The organism is Agrobacterium sp. FDAARGOS_525 (assembly GCF_003938925.1).
Lineage (GTDB): Bacteria > Pseudomonadota > Alphaproteobacteria > Rhizobiales > Rhizobiaceae > Agrobacterium > Agrobacterium pusense.
The window spans coordinates 716,970-736,188 of the sequence record NZ_RKIU01000004.1; the positions used below are offsets into that span (position 1 = coordinate 716,970).

The window sequence follows — 19,219 nt, forward strand, 5'->3', positions numbered from 1 at the left end:
GCAGTCTGTCTTCAACAGCGTTTTCAGGATTTTCAGAATGGCCGATGGTGCAAGCAACGCCGGTGTAGTGACGAGTGGTATTTTCCAGAATTTTGCGCCGCCGGTGCGTGAGCAGACCCTGCTGCGCAAGGCGATCACTGCCGCCTATCGCCGTACCGAAGAAGAATGCATGGCGCCGTTGATCGAGGCGGCGACGGTGACGGCAGAACAGGCGAAAGCCATTCGCGAGACCGCTCGCAAACTGATCGAAGCATTGCGCGCCAAGACCAAGGGCACCGGCGTCGAAGGGCTGGTCCAGGAATATTCGCTCTCCAGCCACGAGGGTGTTGCCTTGATGTGCCTCGCCGAGGCACTGCTGCGCATCCCCGACACTGCCACCCGCGATGCGCTGATCCGCGACAAGATCGCTCGCGGCGACTGGAAATCCCATATTGGCGGCGGCCGCTCGCTCTTCGTCAATGCGGCCACCTGGGGTCTCGTCATCACCGGCAAGCTCACCTCGACGGTGAACGATAGCGGCCTTTCGGCGGCGCTGACCAAGTTGATCGCCCGGGCTGGCGAACCCGTCATCCGCCGCGGCGTCGATATGGCGATGCGCATGATGGGCGAGCAGTTCGTGACCGGCGAGACGATTGGGGAAGCGATCAAGCGTTCCAGGCCGCTGGAAGAACAGGGCTTTCAGTACTCCTACGACATGCTGGGCGAAGCCGCGACCACTGCAAAGGATGCGGAGCGTTATTACAAGGATTATGAAAACGCCATCCACGCCATCGGCAAGGCCTCTGCCGGGCGCGGTATCTATGGCGGTCCGGGCATTTCCATCAAGCTTTCAGCGCTGCACCCACGTTATGCGCGCGCGCAGGCCGAACGCGTCATGGCAGAGCTTCTGCCCCGCGTGAGATCACTGATGCTGCTTAGCAAAAAATACGATATCGGCCTGAATATCGACGCTGAAGAAGCGGACCGGCTGGAATTGTCGCTTGATCTTCTGGAAGAACTGGCGCTGGACAAGGACCTTGCCGGATGGAACGGCCTCGGTTTCGTGGTGCAGGCCTATGGCCGCCGCTGCCCGTTCGTTCTGGATTACATTATCGACCTTGCCCGCCGTTCGAACCGCCGCATCATGGTGCGTCTTGTCAAGGGCGCCTACTGGGACGCCGAAATCAAGCGCGCGCAGGTGGAGGGGCTGGAAGACTTCCCGGTCTTTACCCGCAAGGTGCACACCGATGTCTCCTACATTGCCTGCGCCCGCAAGCTGCTCGCCGCGCGCGATGTGATATTCCCGCAATTTGCGACCCATAATGCGCAGTCCATGGCGACGATCTATCATCTTGCCGGTCCAGACTTCAAACTTGGCGACTACGAGTTCCAGTGCCTGCATGGCATGGGCGAACCGCTTTACAGCGAGGTCGTCGGCAAGAGGAAGCTCGACCGGCCGTGCCGCTTCTACGCCCCGGTCGGCACCCATGAAACGTTGCTGGCCTACCTCGTCCGCCGCTTGCTGGAGAACGGTGCCAACTCCTCTTTCGTCAACCGCATTGCCGACCCCGCGGTGCCGGTGGATTCCCTGCTGGAAGACCCGGTCGCCATCGTCAAGGCCCATAACGTTCCCGGCGCACGTCACGACCGCATCGCCGCCCCTGCCGACCTGTTCGGGCCGCAACGTAAAAATTCCGCCGGCCTCGATCTCTCCAGCGAAACGACACTCGCTGCCCTCGACAAGGTCCTGAAGGCGGGGGCATCGGCCGAGTGGAAAGCGGCCGCACCGCAAGCGGGCGGCGCAACGCGGCTGGTTCTCAACCCGGGCGACCACAATGATATCGTCGGGTACGTCACCGAACCGACTGAAGCTGATGTGGAAGCGGCCATGCAGCGCGCGGCGTCCTCGAACTGGCCGTCCACCCCTGTGGAAGAGCGCGCCGCCTGCCTGGAGCGCGCCGCCGACGCCATGCAGGCCGAAATGCCCGATCTGCTCGGCCTTGTCATGCGCGAGGCGGGAAAATCCATGCCGAACGCCATTGCCGAGGTGCGCGAGGCCATCGACTTCCTGCGTTATTACGCAGCGGAAGCGCGCAGGAATTTCGCGGCCGGCGAAAAGCCGCTCGGCCCGGTCGTCTGCATCAGCCCATGGAACTTCCCGCTCGCCATCTTCATCGGTCAGGTGACGGCGGCGCTGGTGGCCGGTAATCCGGTTCTGGCAAAGCCTGCTGAAGAGACCCCGCTCATCGCCGCCCAGGGCGTGCGCCTGCTGCATGAGGCGGGCGTTCCGCAAGACGCTGTGCAGCTTCTGCCGGGCGACGGCAAGACGGGTGCAGCACTCGTCGGCTCGCCGCTGACGGCAGGCGTCATGTTCACCGGCTCCACGGAAGTGGCGCGGCTCATTCAGGGGCAGCTTGCCGGCCGGGTTCTGGCGAATGGCCAGCCGGTGCCGCTGATTGCCGAAACCGGCGGCCAGAATGCCATGATCGTCGATTCCTCTGCTCTTGCCGAACAGGTCGTCGCCGATGTCATTGCTTCCGCCTTCGACAGTGCCGGTCAGCGCTGCTCGGCGCTGCGCATTCTCTGCCTGCAGGAAGATGTTGCGGACCGCACACTGACCATGCTGAAAGGCGCGCTGCATGAGCTGCGCATCGGCCGCACCGATCGACTCTCGGTTGATGTCGGCCCGGTCATCACCGCCGAGGCCAAGGGAATCATCGAAAAACACATCGAGGACATGCGTTCGCTCGGTCACCGCATCGAGCAGATCACACTTGCGGGCGAAACCGGCAAGGGCACGTTCGTGCCGCCGACCATCATCGAGATGAAGTCCCTTGCGGATCTGAAACGCGAAGTTTTCGGTCCGGTGCTGCATGTCATCCGCTTCAAGCGCGACAATCTCGACCGGCTGATCGATGAGATCAACGCTACCGGCTATGGCCTGACCTTCGGTCTGCACACACGTCTCGATGATACCATCCAGCACGTGCTCTCCCGTGTCGCGGCCGGCAATCTTTATGTGAACCGCAACATCATCGGCGCGGTGGTTGGCGTACAGCCGTTTGGCGGACGCGGTCTTTCCGGCACGGGCCCCAAGGCGGGCGGCCCGCTCTATCTCGGGCGCATGACGCAAAAGGCACCGAAGATCGACCGCATCGCCAGCCAGCAGGATCAGGCCGCAGTCGATCTCGCCCGCTGGCTGGATGAAAACGGCGAGACAGTCGCCGCCGAAGCCGCGCGGCAGACCGCGGCGCTTTCCGGCCTCGGTTTCGAAACCGAGCTGGCGGGTCCTGTCGGTGAGCGCAATGTCTATGCGCTGCATCCGCGCGGAAAGGTTTTGCTGGTCCCGGCAACCGAACAGGGGCTTTACCGCCAGCTCGCGGCAGCGCTTGCGACTGGAAATGCGGTTGTCATTGACAACGCGTCGGGGCTTGAAAAGTCGATCTATGGCTTGCCGGCAACCGTCACCTCACGCATCGTCTGGGCGGATGACTGGGCAAAGTCAGGCCCCTTTGCCGGTGCGCTGGTTGAAGGCGATGCGGAGCGTGTGATTGAGATCAACAGGAAAATCTCGGCTCTTTCCGGTCCGCTGGTTCTCGTTCAGGCCGCTACCACGGAAGCGCTTTCCGGGGAAAGCCAGCCCTATACGCTGGACTGGCTGGTGGAAGAGGTCTCCGTCAGCGTCAACACCACCGCCGCTGGCGGCAATGCCAGCCTAATGAGCATTGGCTAAAACATGGGGCGGCAGGGTCTTGGCCCTGCCGCGACACCCATTATTACCCTGTAACCTCTCCCCGACCGAAGAGCTGGTTCAGAACCTGCTCTTCCAGTCTCGCAAACTCCGCCGTGCCATGGCGGCGCGGACGCGGCAGCTTCACATCGAGGTCGAGTGCGATGCGGCCCTCATCGATGACGACAATGCGATCGGCGAGCGCCACGGCCTCGGAAACATCATGCGTGACGAGCACGGCGGTGAATTTCTGCTTGCGCCAGATGCGCTCCAGCAAAAGCTGCATTTCGATGCGGGTGAGCGCGTCGAGCGCGCCGAGCGGCTCATCCAGCGCCAGGATCTGCGGATGGGCGACAAGCGCCCGCGCCAGCGCAACACGCTGCTTCTGGCCGCCGGAAAGCACATAGGGCCATTCCCCTGCCCGGTCTTTCAGTCCCACCTCTTCAAGAATGGCAAGCGCCTGTTCCTGCGCCGCCTCGCCCTTGGCGATGCCGGTCAATCCCACTGAAACGTTATTTGCGATACGCTCCCACGGCAGAAGACGCGGCTCCTGAAACATCATGCGGGTGCGGCTTGAGGCATCCTTAGAGACGGTTCCGGTCGTCGGCGTGTCGAGGCCGGCCAGAATACGCAAAAGCGTACTCTTGCCACAGCCGCTTTTGCCGATAATGGCCAGAAACTCGCCTTGCCGCACATCGAGATCAATGCCGCGCAGAACCGGATTGTCGCCGAAGCTCTTCGTGACGTTGCGGAAGCTGAACGCAACCTTGCCTTCGGTCGATTTCGGGCTGGGTTCGATCTTTGCCTCCGCTCCTGCCGGCGGGGATGGCTGGGCATCGGGGCGTCTCAACGTCGTCACATTACCGGTCGACATGGGTTACCTCAGACTTTCTTGAAGGCTGGATGCCATTGCAGGAAGATGCTTTCGAGGAAGCGGGCAAAACTGTCGGCCAGCTTGCCGAGAAGCGCATAGATAAGGATCGACAGCACGACGACGTCGATCAGCAGGAACTCGCGCGCCTGCATGGCCATGTAGCCAAGGCCCGACGAGGAGGAAATGGTTTCCGCCACGATCAGTGTCAGCCACATAATGCCCAGCGCATAACGCAATCCGGTGAAAATGGCGGGCAGTGCACCGGGTAAAATGACCCGCCGGAACAGCGTGAAGGGCGACATGCCGTAGGTACGGCCCATTTCCACCAGTTGCGGATCGACGCCCTGGATGCCGAGCAGCGTGTTGATGTAGATCGGGAAAAACACGCCGAGCGCGACCAGAAAGAGCTTCGCCTCTTCATCAATGCCGAACCACAGGATGACGAGCGGAATGAGCGCCAGATGCGGAATGTTGCGGATCATCTGCAGCGTCGTATCGGTGAAACTGCGGGAGAACTTCGACAGACCGTTCGCCAGCCCGAAGATGAAGCCGATGGAGCCGCCGATGGCGAAACCGGCGAGTGCACGGGCCGAACTGACACCGATATTGGCGAGGAGTTCCCCCGAGAGCAGAAGCCGCCAGAAGGCTTCGGCGACTGCGGAGGGGGCGGGCAGCACATTGGCGGAAATCACCCCCGCGCGCGCCGCCACTTCCCATCCTGCAAGGATGAGTGCGGGAAGCAGCCAGCCGATGATGCCGCCGAACTCGATGCGCTTACTGCTGCTCACGGCATGTCCCTCCGGCTCAGTTGGTGGCGCCCGACCAGACGGCATCCTTGATGCTGATCTGTTTCGGGATCAGGCCGAGACGATAAAAGCGATCCGCCGTTTCCTGCTGGCTGGCGATGATCTTGTCATCGATCCTGGTAATGCCGAATTCCGAACGGTTCGCGGCAAGCGTCTGCGCCTCCAGCGGAACACCCGTCACCTCATGCAGCGCCGCAGCGACCTTGTCGCGATTGGCGGCGGACCATTTCGCGGCCTCACCGAGCGCATCGATCGTCGTGTTGATGGTGTCGCCATGCGATTTGGCGTAGTCGCGATTGGCGAGGAAATAGGTGCTGACAGCAAGCACATCGCTGGTGCGGGCCAGCGTCACCGGCTTGTATCGGGTTTCGGCAATCGCATAGAAAGGATCCCAGACGGCCCAGGCGTCGATCTTGTCGCTAGCGAAAACTGCCGCGGCATCGGCAGGACTGAGATAGGTCACCTCGATATCGCTGAATTTCAGGCCGTTCTTTTCCAGAGCCGCGACGAGCAGGTTATGTGCACTGGTGCCTTTGCCAACGCCAACCTTCTTGCCCTTCAGATCGGCAACCGACTTGATGCCGCTTTCGGGTTTGGTGAAGATCGCCTCGCCCTTACCGTTCGAGGGAAGCGCCGCCACATAAACGATGGCCGAACCCGCTGCCTGGCCGAAGATCGGCGGCGCATCACCCGTCCAGCCGACATTGATGGAGCCGACATTCAGGGCTTCCACCAGCGGCGGGCCTGCGGTGAATTCGACCCATGAAACCTTCACGCCCTTGGCTTCGAGCGCCTTTTCGATGACACCCTGCTGGCGGGCGATAACAGGCAGTCCGGTTTTCTGATAACCGATCTTCAACTCTTCCGCCGCCCCTGCCTGCAGCGGCAGGACGGAGAATGCGGCGACGGCAAAAAGGCTGGCGGAAAGCGCGCGTCGGGTGATGGCTGGCATTTCATCTCCTTATCACCAGCCCCTCTGGCCGGATCACGATATGGAGCAATGCTATGGTTTTCCATTAAAACGATAGAGAGACGATAATTCAATATCGGCAATGTTGCGGGAATAAAATTTCGCGCAACCACATGTTTTCCGCAAATCATCGCGGAGGCCCTTGTCAGACCCATCGAACAGAAATGCCGGCGCGGAGGAAGCCGCACCGGCATGATGGATCAATTTCTCTTCCGACAACGCGATCGAAAAGTCGATTACTCGATATCGAAGGAAACCCCCTGCGCCAGCGGTAGCGCCTTGGAGTAGTTGATCGTGTTGGTGGCGCGGCGCATATACGCCTTCCACGCATCCGAACCGGATTCACGGCCGCCGCCAGTTTCCTTCTCACCGCCGAAGGCACCGCCGATTTCCGCACCCGACGTGCCGATATTGACGTTGGCGATACCGCAATCGGAGCCTTCCGACGACAGGAAACGTTCCGATTCCTGTATGTCGCGGGTGAAAATGGACGACGAAAGACCGGCGGCAACGGCGTTGTGCGCTTCAATCGCCTGATCGAGATCGCTGTACTTCATGACGTACAGGATCGGGGCGAAAGTCTCTTCCAGAACGGGGCCAACCTGCTTCGGCATTTCGACCAGCGCCGGTTTCACATAATAGGCATCTGCCGCACCCGTATCCACGCGCCCGCCCCCATTCACCACGCCGCCAGCCGCCTTGGCCGCTTCGAGGGCTTTCTGCATGGCCTCGAATGCCGCCTTGTCGACCAGCGGGCCTACGAGTGCGGAGGTTTCCAGCGGGTTGCCGACGGAGACGGAAGCATAGGCCTTTTTCAGGCGTGGCACGAGTTCATCATAAACGCTGTCATGCACGAAAAGGCGGCGAAGCGTGGTGCAGCGCTGGCCGGCCGTGCCCATCGCACCGAAGGCGATGGCGCGCAACGCCATATCGAGATCGGCGGAGGGGCAGACGATGCCGGCATTGTTGCCACCGAGTTCAAGAATGGCACGGGCGAAGCGTTTCGCCAGACGCGGCCCGACATCACGGCCCATGCGCGTGGAGCCGGTGGCCGAAACCAGCGGCACCTTGGGATTATCCACCAATGCCTCGCCGACCGCGCGATCGCCGATCAGCAGTTGGGACAGACCTTCCGGCGCGTCGCCGAAGCGGGCGGCAGCGCGTTCGAAAATGCCCTGAACGGCAAGCGCCGTCAGCGGCGTCTTTTCGGACGGCTTCCAGACGACCGAATTACCGCAGACGAGGGCAAGTGCGGCATTCCACGACCAGACGGCGACGGGGAAGTTGAAGGCGGAGATGACGCCGACGACGCCGAGCGGATGCCAGGTTTCCATCATCCGGTGGCCGGGGCGTTCGGTGGCGATGGTGAGGCCATAAAGCTGGCGGGAAAGACCGACCGCGAAATCGCAGATATCGATCATCTCCTGCACTTCGCCCAGACCTTCTGACGGGATTTTGCCCGCTTCCAGCGACACGAGACGGCCGAGATCGGCCTTGAAAGCGCGCAGTTCTTCACCAAGCAGCCGGATCAGCTCACCCCGGCGCGGCGCGGGAACATTACGCCATGTCTTGAAGGCAGCGTCCGCCCTGTCGATCACGGCCGCTACGCCCTCGACCGACACGGTCTTCAGACTTGCAATCCGCTCGCCTGTCACCGGGCTGAAAGAGGCCATGTCGCCGCCAGTGTAGAGATCGCGGGCAACGCCCATCCTCTCGAGCAGGGCGGCGGCTTCCTGTTTCACGTCGAGCTTCGTGGTTGCATCCATATCAATCGTCCTTCTGGCTGAGAGGGAGGAAAGGCCGCCTTGATACGGCGCCTTCAACTCCCGTCGCTCTTCTTTCCCCGGAATTCGTTATATGTTCTGGGAACTCGCTCCGTCGAACTCGGCAAAACCCCGTTCCATTCTTTCCCGTAATCATATATGGGCATTATGACCCTTTTCCAATGAGGAAAGCGGGTAAGTTGATGCGAGAATGGAATGGATCCGCGTAGAAGACTGGTCCCTGACATCGTCACCCTGCAGGCGTTCGAATGCGCCGCACGGCATGGCAATTTTACCCGCGCTGCCGAAGAACTCAACCTCACGCAGAGCGCTGTCAGCCGACAGATCGGCGAACTCGAAGCGCAGACGGGGATGCAGCTTTTCGAGCGTATCCGCAGACGGGTGGTCCTTTCAGAGGCGGGGCGCAAATTCCTGCCCGATGTGCGGCGCCTGTTGCAGCAATCCGAGCAGCTGATGGTGCGTGCGGTTTCTGCCGGGACCTCACATGCATCGCTCTCCGTCGCGACGCTGCCGACCTTCGGCAGCCGCTGGCTGATGCCGCGCCTGCACCGCTTCATCGACGCCAACCCGGATATGACGATCACAATCGGCTCGCGCTCCCATCCCTTCGATTTCGACGAGGAGGGCTTCGATCTGGCCATTCACTACGGCCAACCGGTCTGGGCACATGGCACCTGCACATTCCTGTGCGATGAGGTGATCGTACCCGTCGCCAGCCCTGCCCTGCTGCGCCATGCGGCAGTGACGCGGCCTGAAGACCTGACGCGGCAGCCATTGCTGCACGTCACCACGCGCCCGAAACTGTGGACGGAGTGGCTGGAAATGAACGGGGTGATGGCCGACAATGCCTATCAGGGCAGCCGTTTCGACCAGTTCTCCATGATCATCGAAGCCGCCGCGAGCGGTATCGGTTTCGCCCTTCTGCCGAAATATCTCATCGAGGCCGAACTTTCCTCCGGCCGCCTCGAAATCGTTTTCGATATGCCGTTGCAGACCGACAAGAGCTATTATGTCGCCCTGCCGGAAGGGCGGCAGGACAATGCGCTCGCCCGTGCCTTTCAGGCCTGGCTGCTGGATCAGGTTGGCAAGCCGTTATAGCTGTGCGCATTAGAGGCGATTGCGGAAAAACGGGTTCCAGCGCACCGTGCCGAGCCTGACCTTTTCGCGGATCATTGTCAGCAGCCCGGATGCGGCGATGACGGCGAGCCCAAGTACCGCAATGGCGTCAGGATATTCGTGGAAGAAGGCCATGCCCATCGCGACTGCCCAGAGGATTTGCGAATAATGCGAAGGGGCGATCTGGCTTGCCGGTGCAATGCGGGTTGCCACCAGAAGCGTGATCTGCCCTGTCGCCGTGCAAAGCCCGATAAAGGCAAAGGCCAGCAGCTGGTGCAGGTTGGGCATGACAAAATCGGGAATGGAGGCAATGCCGTTGAAGGTGAGGCCGTAGACCAGCAGCACACCCATGATCGAGGTGCGCTTTTCCTTGCCCGCAAGCGAGCGCAAAAGCACGATGGTCATGGCCGCCAGGAAGGCGACGCCGATTGCGGCGATATGCCCAAGTTCCAGCGTCTTGAAACCCGGCCGCACGACGAGGATGACGCCCACGATGCCCGCCAGAACCGCAGCCCAGCGCCATGGGCCGATATTCTCCTTCAGCACGACGGCGGAAAGGACGGTTACGAAGAGCGGTGACAGGAAGATCAGCGCATAGGCTTCCGCCAGCGGAATGGTGGTGAAGGCATAAATACCGAAAATACCCGCGAACAGGCCGGAAATGGCGCGACCGTGCACCGCGAACGGCCGGCTCATGCGCCAGAACTCACGCCACCTTTCCTCGCGCGGTTTGCTGAAGAAGATGAAGATGCCGGAGAACAGGATGCTGAAAAAGCCGATTTCGAAAACGCTGATCTGCGATCCAAGCGACTTGATGGTGGCATCGCCCATGGAAAAGGTCGCGTAGGCGAACAGACCGAGCAGAAAACCCTTTTGCATTTAAACGTCCCCGAAAATCGACCGCAACGCAAAACTTCTCCCAGCCGCGTGGAACGCGACCCGGACGCCCCCACTCCGGGGGACAGACAGTCTGGCAGATTTTGATCCTCTCCCTATGGCTAGACCCGGCTACCTATGAGTGCAAGCCGGAAAAATCGTAAAATGGTCCGATTGAACGCGACCGGTGCAAATGGCTGCAAGGTGCGGCAAATTTGTCCCGTCACCGCCATCACATCCCCGTCATGGAAAGACGTTAGCCGGTGTTGATCGCGGCGCTTGGCGGCGGGCATGAAGGCGGCTAAATATTATCCTGCGATTTTCACTCGATGATTTCCCTGGCTTATATTGCTGCGTTACCATGGCCTCGCTAACCGAAAGGAAAAAGAATGCGGATTGTGATGATCGGTTCGGGTTATGTCGGCCTTGTGTCCGGCGCGTGTTTTGCAGATTTCGGCCATGACGTGGTTTGCGTCGACAAGATGCCGGAAAAGATCGAAGCCTTGAAAAATGGCCATATCCCGATCTTCGAGCCGGGTCTGGAGACCATCGTCGCCAACAATGCCAAAGCCGGGCGGTTGAGCTTCACCACCGATCTTTCCGCCGCCGTTGCCAAGGCCGACGTGGTCTTCATCGCGGTCGGCACGCCTTCGCGGCGCGGGGACGGCCATGCCGATCTCGGTTATGTCTATGCAGCGGCAAAGGAAATTGCCCATGCGCTGGATGGTTTTACCGTAATCGTCACCAAATCCACCGTTCCCGTCGGCACCGGCGACGAAGTGGAACGAATTATCCATGAGGAAAACCCCTCGGCCGATTTCGCCGTGGTTTCCAACCCGGAATTTCTGCGTGAAGGTGCGGCGATAGAGGATTTCAAGCGGCCGGACCGTATCGTCGTCGGCCTGTCGGATGAACGTGCCCGGCCGGTCATGACCGAGGTTTACCGCCCGCTTTATCTCAACCAGTCGCCGCTGCTCTTCACCACCAGACGCGCTTCCGAACTCATCAAATACGCCGCCAACGCCTTTCTGGCGATGAAGATCACCTTCATCAACGAAATGGCCGATCTGTGCGAAAAGGTTGGCGCCAATGTGCAGGATGTCTCGCGCGGTATTGGCCTCGATGGCCGTATCGGCCCGAAATTCCTGCATGCCGGCCCTGGTTATGGCGGCTCCTGTTTTCCGAAGGATACGCTGGCGCTCGCCAAGACCGCGCAGGATTATGATGCGCCGGTGCGGCTGATCGAAACCACCATCGCCATCAACGACAACCGCAAGCGCGCCATGGGCCGCAAGGTCATCAACGCGGTGGGCGGCGACGTGCGCGGCAAGAAGATCGCCGTGCTAGGCCTCACCTTCAAGCCGAATACCGACGACATGCGCGACAGCCCGGCGATCGCCATCATCCAGACCCTGCAGGACGGGGGCGCGAAGGTGGTGGGTTACGACCCGGAAGGCATGGCGAATGCCCGCCATCTGATCGAGGACATCGATTACGCAACCGGGCCTTATGAGGCTGCGGAAGGCGCTGACGCGGTGGTCATCGTGACGGAGTGGAACCAGTTCCGCGCCCTCGACCTGCCGCGCCTCAAGGCGATCATGAAAAGCCCGGTGCTGGTGGATTTACGCAATATTTACCGCACCGACGAAGTCGCCGCCCATGGCTTCATCTATGCCGCCGTCGGTCGCCCGCAGGAAAGCGGTTCGGATAACGACGCTTGAAGGCGTCGCCATCGCAGTTTCATCAAAAGGTTTTCTGCGTTTCGGTTTAACCGCAGACGCACCAATGGATTCGGGAAATCATCATGCGTTATCTGGTCACCGGCACAGCAGGCTTTATCGGCTTTTACGTCGCCAAGCGTCTGCTCGATGCTGGTCATTTCGTCACCGGCTTCGACGGCATGACGAAATATTACGATGTCAGCCTCAAGGAAAAGCGTCACGCCATTCTTTCCCGCTCCAACGGCTTCCGGGCGGAGATCGGCATGCTCGAGGATAAGGATGCGCTGAAGCGCGCGGCCGACGCCGCCGAGCCTGAAATCATCATTCATCTCGCCGCCCAGGCGGGTGTGCGTTACAGCCTTGAAAATCCCCGCGCCTATGTCGATTCCAATCTCCTTGGCTCGTTCAACATGCTGGAGCTTGCCAGAAGCCTTGATGTCAAGCACCTGATGCTGGCATCGACCTCCTCCATCTACGGCGCCAATGAGAAAATCCCGTTTGCGGAAAGCGACAAGGCCGATGAGCCGATGACGCTTTACGCCGCCACCAAGAAGTCGATGGAACTGATGGCGCACAGTTATGCCCATCTGCACAAGCTGCCCACCACCGCCTTTCGTTTCTTTACAGTCTACGGTCCTTGGGGGCGGCCGGACATGGCGCCGATCAAATTCGTCGACGCCATCTCGAACGGCCGCCCGATCGATATCTACGGTCAAGGCAAAATGAGCCGCGACTTCACCTATATCGACGACCTGGTGGAGGGCATCGTCCGACTGAGCGCGGTCATCCCTTCCGAGGAAAACCGCGTCACACAAGAAGGCGTCACCGACACGCTCTCCCACCATGCACCGTTCCGCGTGGTCAATATTGGCGGCGGCCAGCCGGTGGAATTGATGCATTTCGTCGAGACGGTCGAAAAAGCGGTTGGGAAACCGGCGGTCCGCAACATGCTGCCGATGCAGCAGGGTGACGTTCCCCGCACTTTCGCCTCGCCCGATCTTTTGAGAGCCCTTACCGGCTACGTGCCGCAGACGTCGGTCGAAGAGGGCATCAAAGCCCTCGTCGCCTGGTATCGGCAGATGCAATCCTCCTCGCTGCAGGAATAACTACAGCGTTGCCAGCAGGCGATTGGAGATGGTGCCGCCGGACGCGCTCTGCATGGCGATCTTGGTTTCCACTGCCTCTATGATCGTGTCGCTGAAATCCATATCCGTGAGGTCGCGGATATTGGAAAGTCCGCCCGGCGAAAACACGTTCACCTCCAGTATCTTGTCACCGACGATATCAAGTCCGACAAGGAACATGCCGTCCTCCACCAGCTTCGGCCGCACCATTTCGGCAAGCGCCACGATGTCGTCTGTCACCTTCACGGCCTCCGCCGTACCGCGGGCGTGGATGTTGGAACGCAGATCGCCTTTTGCAGGCACACGGCGAAGGGCGGCATATTTGCCGTCGCGCATCAGCGGCCGGCCATTCATCATGAAGAAGCGGATATCGCCGTCCTTAGCAGCCGGCAGATAGGCCTGCGCGATCAGATAACCCTCGAGGCTGACGGCTTCGAAAATCTGGTTGAGATTGGTTTCCTTGCTGGAGCCGATCTTGAAGACGTTCTTGCCGCCGGAGCCCTGCAGCGGCTTGACGATGACGCCTTTTGGATGGGCATCGGCGAAGGCTCGGATTTCATCCACATTGCGCGAAATAATCGTGGTCGGCCGGACGATTTCGGGAAAGCTCTGGAAATAGAGCTTGTTCTGCGCCAGCGCCAGACCTTCGGGATCGTTCAGTACGACGACACCGCGCTGTTCGGCGAGCCGACCGAACAGGATGCCGGCATGGACCGCCCAGGGCCGTGTGGTCTGGTCGAGCGAGGGATCGTTGCGCAGCATCAGAGCATCGACCTCCTCGACATCCATGGTCCGCCGTTCCAGCGTCTTGTCCTGAAGAGCAGCATGAAACGCTTCGGATTTCTTGTATTTCGCCTTCGGCAGCACCGTGGCATGGATCGTCAGGCTGTCATCCGAACGCAGGGTAAAGTCACCCGGCGTCAGATAGATAACCTCATGGCCGCGATTGAGCGCCGCCATGGCCAGCAGGCCGGTTGCAAAATTCGGCCCCTCGGTTTCAATCGAATTGACGAAAAATGCGATACGCATGAAGCCCCTCCTATAATGTCGCGAGTTCGGCAATGGATATTCCCGCCCGGATTTTTTCCAGACGCTCGTTGGCCCTGGCCGGCAGCAGGAATGCGGGCCTGACGCCTGGCGGGCGCAAAAGGCCGCGCAGGGCAAGCTCCTGCATGACCGGGAAATGCTGGGCGGCTATCTTGCCCATCCAGAACGGATCGAGCGCACCGCCCTTGCGCAGATGGTCCAGCACCTCGGCCAGCCCGCGCAGATAGATCGCGTCCTTCGAGAGGCCGCCGCCGCGATAGATGCGCAACGTCATGTTGAAGGCGCCAGCCTCATCAAAACCATGGTCGCGGGTCATGAGCCGGAACGTCTCCACAAAGCTGGCGCCATCCAGCATGGCGGCACAGCCGACGACGCGGGCCGCAATCAGCCGCAGGCGCTCGCGCGTCATTCCGCCAGCCAGATGCTCCGCGAGCACCGCCAGCCCTTCCTGCACGCCCTCATAGCCGGAGAGGCCGGTGCGAAAGAGCCTGAGCCCCTGAAACGACCCATTGAAATAGGTGAGGAGATGCACACCGATCTCATGCGACAGGAGCGCTTCGACACGGCGCTGTTCCATAACGGTGTGCCGGGAAATCAGAAGTTTCTCGCCCGTCACCATCAGACCCGGCGGCAGGTCGTCGCGGATTTCCACCCGTGCCTTGAAGCCCGGCTCCTCGGCCAAGTAGGACTCGACCATCTCACGCGACTTCCGTGCGACGGCGTAACAATCTACCATCGCGATTTCGCCGCCCTCCTCCCGGCGAGGACAATCCTCCAGCACCCGCAGCGCCAGCGTCAGCAGCGCAGGTTCGACGGCGCCATAGAGGGCGCGGGAAAAATCCGTGAAAGTGCGCCGGTGCAGATTGGCCAGCATCGTCAGTTGCAGATCGATCTCCTGCTGTTTCTCCCGATAGAGATGGTAAAGCACCGGATCTTCCAGATGATCGAAAACCACCGAATAGAGCTTTCGCTTCTGCTCCTCGACATCGACGCCCAACGGCCGGTAGAGAAGACGCGGCGCGAACTGGAAGCTGCCGTCCCGAAATTCCTCGAAGGCCCGGCGGGCATTGATTGGCGTGACGGAGAGAAGGAAATCGAAGGACGATACGATATCGTCGATGGACCTGTCTGCGCGCCTGACCGCATCGACGAAGGCCTTGCGGCCGAGCGCCCTGTGGCTGGTCACCTTGAGCGCGTCCATCCCTGCAGAGAATGACGAGAAGGCTTGCAGGCCCGCGTCGAAAAGATCGGCGATCATCGTCTCGCGCAGGCCCGGATAATCGGCACCGGATTCCGGCTGTCTATAGATCGGCGCGAAACGGACACTGATACAGGGAAAGTCCAGTCCTGCATTCTGAAACCGGAGGATCGGGTCGCCTTCCGGCTCGGGCCGGGTGATGCGCGGTGTACGAAACCGTACCTCGGCGTCACACACAGCCTTGATGAATACCCGACGGGCCTTTTGTGTTTCCGGTTCGGCTGTTGCCGAAACGGAGACCTCATAATGCGGTAAGAAGGGTGAATCGTCGGCAAGCAGGATGTCGTGCTCCAACTCACCGATATCGAGCACGATGAAGGCGCCGAAACGCTCCCGCATGGCCGTACCCACGGCCTCGATCAACGGCGCGGCCTCCTGAACGGTCGAAGCAATGAGATAGGAAGCGTGAGCGGCGGCAATGTCGCGCGCGGCAAGATCTTTCGTGCCGCCGGTCAGATGCAGGCACAGGAAAGGTAGTGGCCGGTCGATATGAAGCCGGCCGTCTTTGCCGATATCGCGACGTATTGCCTTGCCTGCCTGGAGGCAGGATGTCACGTCATCCACCAGCTCGGCAGTGGGAGAAGGGACATCACGGGCGGCAGAAACATTCATCGCCGCGACCTCAGACATTCCTCGACAACGGGCTGAAGTGCCGTGATCATGTCCCGTATTTCCGACACTACGCGCCTGTCCGGCTTTCCTGTCCATTCGTCCATAAAGAATTTCTTGAACTCGATGGCGATGGCACAGCCGTTTTCCGCGAAACGCTCGTGAATGAAACGGGTCTGTTCCCCCTTGCCCTGAAACGCCACGTTCTCGCGGACATCAAGACGGCGTCCGGCAATGGTCGCTGACGCGAAATGATGACCGACGGCGCTGACGATATCGTTCCAGCGGCTGCGGTCCATGGAAAAGGTGCCGATATTGATATCGGGTGCTTCCGCAGGCGTGGTCGGCGGCGCAGCCGGACCCTGCCGGCGATGGTTGTAGGTGTGCACGTCTAGCACGACAAAAGCGCCGTGCCGCCGTTCGAGCGCGGCCAGCGTATTTTCCAGCATCGCGTAATAATCCGCGTGGAAATCCAGAGATTGCCGGACCGCTGCCGGCGCAGGCTCCTGTTTCCATACCTCAAGCCCCCAGGATTGTTCCGGCTTCAGATAGATGGCTTGATCGGCGGCGCGGTTGAGGTCGATTTCGAAACGTGAGTGGTGCACAATGACGCGGTTGGTCAATCCCGCAATCATGTCGCCGGTGAACGGATCTTCCTCTCTCAGGCGTTGTTCGCCCGAAAGGGCCATCAGCCCGGCTATATCTGGCCGTATGCGGTGACCGTCATGGATGGCCGTGCCGATAACCGGCGAATTGCCAAACCCGATCGTCCAGAAGCCCGTATTTTCATCCTTGCCGTCGCTGTGTCTGGCTACCATGCTGCCTCCCCTGCATCAGGGGTAAAACAGCACAAGCGGCCCGTTTGTTCCGGCAAAAATTGCGCGCGATTTATTGGGCCGCAGCACGCATGCGCCGTCAAAAAACTGCGGAACCATACCGGAAAGCTCACGTTGTTCTGGCAGGAGGGCCGCCGTGTCAAACGGACATGATGGCGCTGAAGAACATCGGGGTTTTTCCGTTTTCTCCCGGTGGCCAACGAAACGGCAGTCGAGCTTCTTACCCATCCGGCGTCCCTCCGTTCCCGATTCCACACACTAGGAGCCGCGACATGGAAAAAACCGAAACGCGCAAACTTGCGGAAGAATATCTGCGGCTCGGCGGCACGCGTCAGGTGATGATCGACGACAACAAGACATTTGTGCGCCAATGGGAGCACGAACCAGCTGCAGCCGAGACATTCTGGCAGACGCACATCGAACCGCTCGACGCGGAACGCCGCAAGGACGTGGAATTTTTCCTCCCCTCCGTGAATTCCGACAAGGAAGATTGAACCTAAAGGAGACAGATATGACTGCTATTAACGCCGCAAAAATTCTTATCCTGGCAACCGACGGCTATGAACGCTCGGAGCTCAGGGTGCCCTACGATCAGCTCAAGGCCAAAGGCGCGGATGTAAAGATCGCCTCTATCAAGGAAGGAGAGATCAAAAGCTGGGATGAAAAGGACTGGGGCGACAGTATTGCCGTCGATCTCCTCGCGAAAAGCGTTCGCCCGGATGATTTCGATGCGCTGGTGCTTCCCGGCGGCCAGATCAATCCGGACGTGCTGCGCCATGACGAAGACGCCATGCGGGTGGTCCGCGATTTTCTGAAATCCGGCAAGGTGGTAGCGGCCATCTGCCACGCGCCCTGGCTTCTGGTCGAAGCCGACGCCCTTCGCGGCCGTGACGCCACATCCTATTGGTCGATCAAGACCGACCTGAAAAACGCCGGCGCCAACTGGAAGGATGAAAAGGTGGTTACCGACAAGGGGATCATAACCTCCCGCAGCCCCGATGACCTTGATGCCTTTGTGGCCAAGATCGTCGAAGAGGTGGAGGAAGGTCGCCACGAGCGCCGTGCCGCCTGATACACTCCGCAATTCCTTTGTGCCGCCGGCTTACGGCGGCACTTTTTTTGGGAGGAAGTCATGAAAAGCAGATTGCTGGCGAGCGCCGCCGAACGTACCTTCATTCTCGTGATCGAGCCGGAAGAAGAGGCATTCGACGCGATCCGCCGCTTTGCGCGGACCGAAAACATCAACGCGGCGTCGGTGACGGCGATCGGTGCCTTCTCCACCGCGACGCTTGCGTTTTTCGACCTTTCATCGCGAGAATACAAAGAAATACCCGTGACGGAACAGAGCGAGGTCCTGAGCCTGCTCGGCGATATTACCCTTGACGAAAACGATACGCCGAACCCGCACCTGCATGTCGTTCTGGGCTTTGCCGATGGCTCGACCAGGGGCGGGCACTTTCTGAAAGGCGTGGTACGACCGACACTGGAGGTGGTTATCCGCGAAACACCCGCAGAACTGCGACGCAGCTATATCAGTGACTTCGGCATAGCCCTCATCGACCCCGCGAAATAATCCCGCGGAACCGGAAAAACGCCATTGCGTTATCTCTTCACACGGGGGATGGCATGGCGGCGACAATCGATGGGGACGGTGAAGGCGACGACGAGGTCAGACAGTTTCTGACAGGTCTGGCGCGAGGAACGGCGGGCGCATTGCTGTTTGCCCTGCCCATGCTGATGACCATGGAGATGTGGTTTCTGGGCCTTTACATCAGCCCATGGCGGCTCCTGCTGCTTTGCGTCCTCAACCTGCCGCTCCTCCTACTTCTCGCCCGTCGGATCGGGTTCGAGAATATTCACTCCTGGAGCCAGGCGGCGCGAGACGCAATAACCGCCTACGGGCTGGGCGTCGCGGTGAGCGCGGCCGCACTTCTGCTGTTCGGTGTCCTCAACGACCAGATCACCGCCTCCAACATCGTCACAAAGGTTGCGTTACAATCCGTTCCCGCGAGCATAGGCGCCCTGCTTGGCCGCAGCCAGCTTGGACAGCATTCCGATGAGCAGGATGAAGAGAAAGGCGAATATTCGGGCGAGACCGGATATCTGCACGAGCTTTTCATGATGGTGGTGGGTGCGCTCTTTCTGAACCTCAACGTCGCGCCGACGGAAGAAATGATCCTCATCGCCTATAAGGTGACCCCCTATCACATTCTCGCCCTGTGCCTGCTGTCGATCGCCATCATGCATGGTTTCGTCTACGCGCTTCATTTCAAGGGCTCGCATCGGCTCCACGAGGGACAGAAATGGTGGCAATCCTTCATCCGCTTCACCCTGCCGGGCTACGTCATCGCCATCGGCATCAGCATCTACACGCTCTGGACTTTCGAACGCCTCGACCACACCTCCCTGTCGCAGATATTGAATGCCGCCGTCATTCTCGGCGTTCCCGCCTCGATCGGCGCCGCCTCGGCCCGGTTGATCCTGTGAGG

17 protein-coding genes are annotated in these 19,219 nt (G+C 60.3%); 8 read left to right on the plus strand and 9 right to left on the minus strand.

What is annotated here, in order from left to right:
- Positions 1-37 precede the first annotated feature (37 nt).
- A complete protein-coding gene (gene putA / locus EGT36_RS19655; RefSeq protein WP_072495053.1) occupies positions 38-3,712 on the plus strand; it encodes a trifunctional transcriptional regulator/proline dehydrogenase/L-glutamate gamma-semialdehyde dehydrogenase in 3,675 nt (1,224 codons plus the stop codon).
- 43 nt (positions 3,713-3,755) lie between these two features.
- On the opposite strand, the gene EGT36_RS19660 is transcribed toward putA, so the two are convergent.
- The 4 genes from EGT36_RS19660 to amaB form a co-directional block, all read right to left on the minus strand.
- Positions 3,756-4,583, minus strand: a complete 828-nt coding sequence (locus EGT36_RS19660) for an ABC transporter ATP-binding protein (protein ID WP_125270883.1) — start codon at positions 4,581-4,583, stop codon at positions 3,756-3,758.
- Positions 4,584-4,591: 8 nt separating this feature from the next.
- Positions 4,592-5,371 (minus strand): ABC transporter permease subunit, encoded by a 780-nt coding sequence (locus EGT36_RS19665; RefSeq protein ID WP_107341467.1) that lies wholly within the window; start codon positions 5,369-5,371, stop codon positions 4,592-4,594.
- Positions 5,372-5,387: 16 nt separating this feature from the next.
- Positions 5,388-6,341, minus strand: coding sequence for an aliphatic sulfonate ABC transporter substrate-binding protein (locus EGT36_RS19670; protein WP_125270884.1), 954 nt, complete (start codon positions 6,339-6,341; stop codon positions 5,388-5,390).
- A 254-nt stretch (positions 6,342-6,595) separates the two neighbouring features.
- Positions 6,596-8,125, minus strand: a complete 1,530-nt coding sequence (amaB, locus tag EGT36_RS19675; RefSeq protein WP_037090658.1) for an L-piperidine-6-carboxylate dehydrogenase — start codon at positions 8,123-8,125, stop codon at positions 6,596-6,598.
- A 213-nt stretch (positions 8,126-8,338) separates the two neighbouring features.
- On the opposite strand from amaB, the gene EGT36_RS19680 reads away from it, so the two are divergent.
- The gene (locus EGT36_RS19680; protein WP_037090657.1) at positions 8,339-9,241 is read left to right on the plus strand and encodes a LysR family transcriptional regulator; all 903 of its coding nucleotides are present in this window, start codon (positions 8,339-8,341) and stop codon (positions 9,239-9,241) included.
- A 9-nt stretch (positions 9,242-9,250) separates the two neighbouring features.
- On the opposite strand, the gene EGT36_RS19685 is transcribed toward EGT36_RS19680, so the two are convergent.
- Positions 9,251-10,138 (minus strand): DMT family transporter, encoded by an 888-nt coding sequence (locus tag EGT36_RS19685; protein ID WP_004437937.1) that lies wholly within the window; start codon positions 10,136-10,138, stop codon positions 9,251-9,253.
- A 386-nt stretch (positions 10,139-10,524) separates the two neighbouring features.
- Between EGT36_RS19685 and EGT36_RS19690 the strand changes: the two genes are divergently transcribed.
- Both EGT36_RS19690 and EGT36_RS19695 read left to right on the plus strand, forming a co-directional pair.
- Positions 10,525-11,856, plus strand: coding sequence for a UDP-glucose dehydrogenase family protein (locus EGT36_RS19690; protein WP_037090656.1), 1,332 nt, complete (start codon positions 10,525-10,527; stop codon positions 11,854-11,856).
- A gap of 83 nt (positions 11,857-11,939) precedes the next feature.
- Positions 11,940-12,962, plus strand: a complete 1,023-nt coding sequence (locus EGT36_RS19695; protein WP_004437932.1) for an NAD-dependent epimerase — start codon at positions 11,940-11,942, stop codon at positions 12,960-12,962.
- Here EGT36_RS19695 and EGT36_RS19700 read toward each other — a convergent pair whose 3' ends face one another.
- The 4 genes from EGT36_RS19700 to EGT36_RS30575 are packed head-to-tail and all read right to left on the minus strand — an operon-like array spanning position 12,963 to position 16,958.
- On the minus strand, positions 12,963-14,009 hold the full coding sequence (locus tag EGT36_RS19700; protein WP_004437928.1) for a glutathione synthase: 1,047 nt from the start codon (positions 14,007-14,009) through the stop codon (positions 12,963-12,965).
- A 10-nt stretch (positions 14,010-14,019) separates the two neighbouring features.
- Positions 14,020-15,897: a flavohemoglobin expression-modulating QEGLA motif protein gene (locus EGT36_RS19705; RefSeq protein ID WP_072495045.1), complete on the minus strand. Its 1,878-nt coding sequence runs from the start codon at positions 15,895-15,897 to the stop codon at positions 14,020-14,022.
- Positions 15,894-16,712 carry an N-formylglutamate amidohydrolase gene (locus EGT36_RS19710; RefSeq protein WP_022563483.1) on the minus strand — a complete coding sequence of 273 codons (819 nt, stop codon included), beginning with the start codon at positions 16,710-16,712 and terminating at the stop codon, positions 15,894-15,896. Before EGT36_RS19710 ends, EGT36_RS19705 begins: the two co-directional genes overlap by 4 nt.
- A gap of 15 nt (positions 16,713-16,727) precedes the next feature.
- Positions 16,728-16,958 carry a hypothetical protein gene (locus EGT36_RS30575; RefSeq protein WP_004437918.1) on the minus strand — a complete coding sequence of 77 codons (231 nt, stop codon included), beginning with the start codon at positions 16,956-16,958 and terminating at the stop codon, positions 16,728-16,730.
- Positions 16,959-17,002: 44 nt separating this feature from the next.
- On the opposite strand from EGT36_RS30575, the gene EGT36_RS19720 reads away from it, so the two are divergent.
- Genes EGT36_RS19720 through EGT36_RS19735 form a run of 4 tightly spaced genes read left to right on the plus strand, consistent with a single transcriptional unit; the run spans position 17,003 to position 19,217 of the window.
- Complete coding sequence (locus EGT36_RS19720) at positions 17,003-17,224, plus strand: hypothetical protein (RefSeq protein ID WP_004437916.1); 222 nt, start codon at positions 17,003-17,005, stop codon at positions 17,222-17,224.
- Between the two features lie 17 nt (positions 17,225-17,241).
- Complete coding sequence (locus EGT36_RS19725) at positions 17,242-17,802, plus strand: DJ-1/PfpI/YhbO family deglycase/protease (protein ID WP_004437914.1); 561 nt, start codon at positions 17,242-17,244, stop codon at positions 17,800-17,802.
- Between the two features lie 60 nt (positions 17,803-17,862).
- The gene (locus tag EGT36_RS19730) at positions 17,863-18,303 is read left to right on the plus strand and encodes a PPC domain-containing DNA-binding protein (RefSeq protein ID WP_037090650.1); all 441 of its coding nucleotides are present in this window, start codon (positions 17,863-17,865) and stop codon (positions 18,301-18,303) included.
- 53 nt (positions 18,304-18,356) lie between these two features.
- On the plus strand, positions 18,357-19,217 hold the full coding sequence (locus EGT36_RS19735; RefSeq protein ID WP_108081678.1) for a TIGR02587 family membrane protein: 861 nt from the start codon (positions 18,357-18,359) through the stop codon (positions 19,215-19,217).
- Positions 19,218-19,219: the final 2 nt, after the last annotated feature.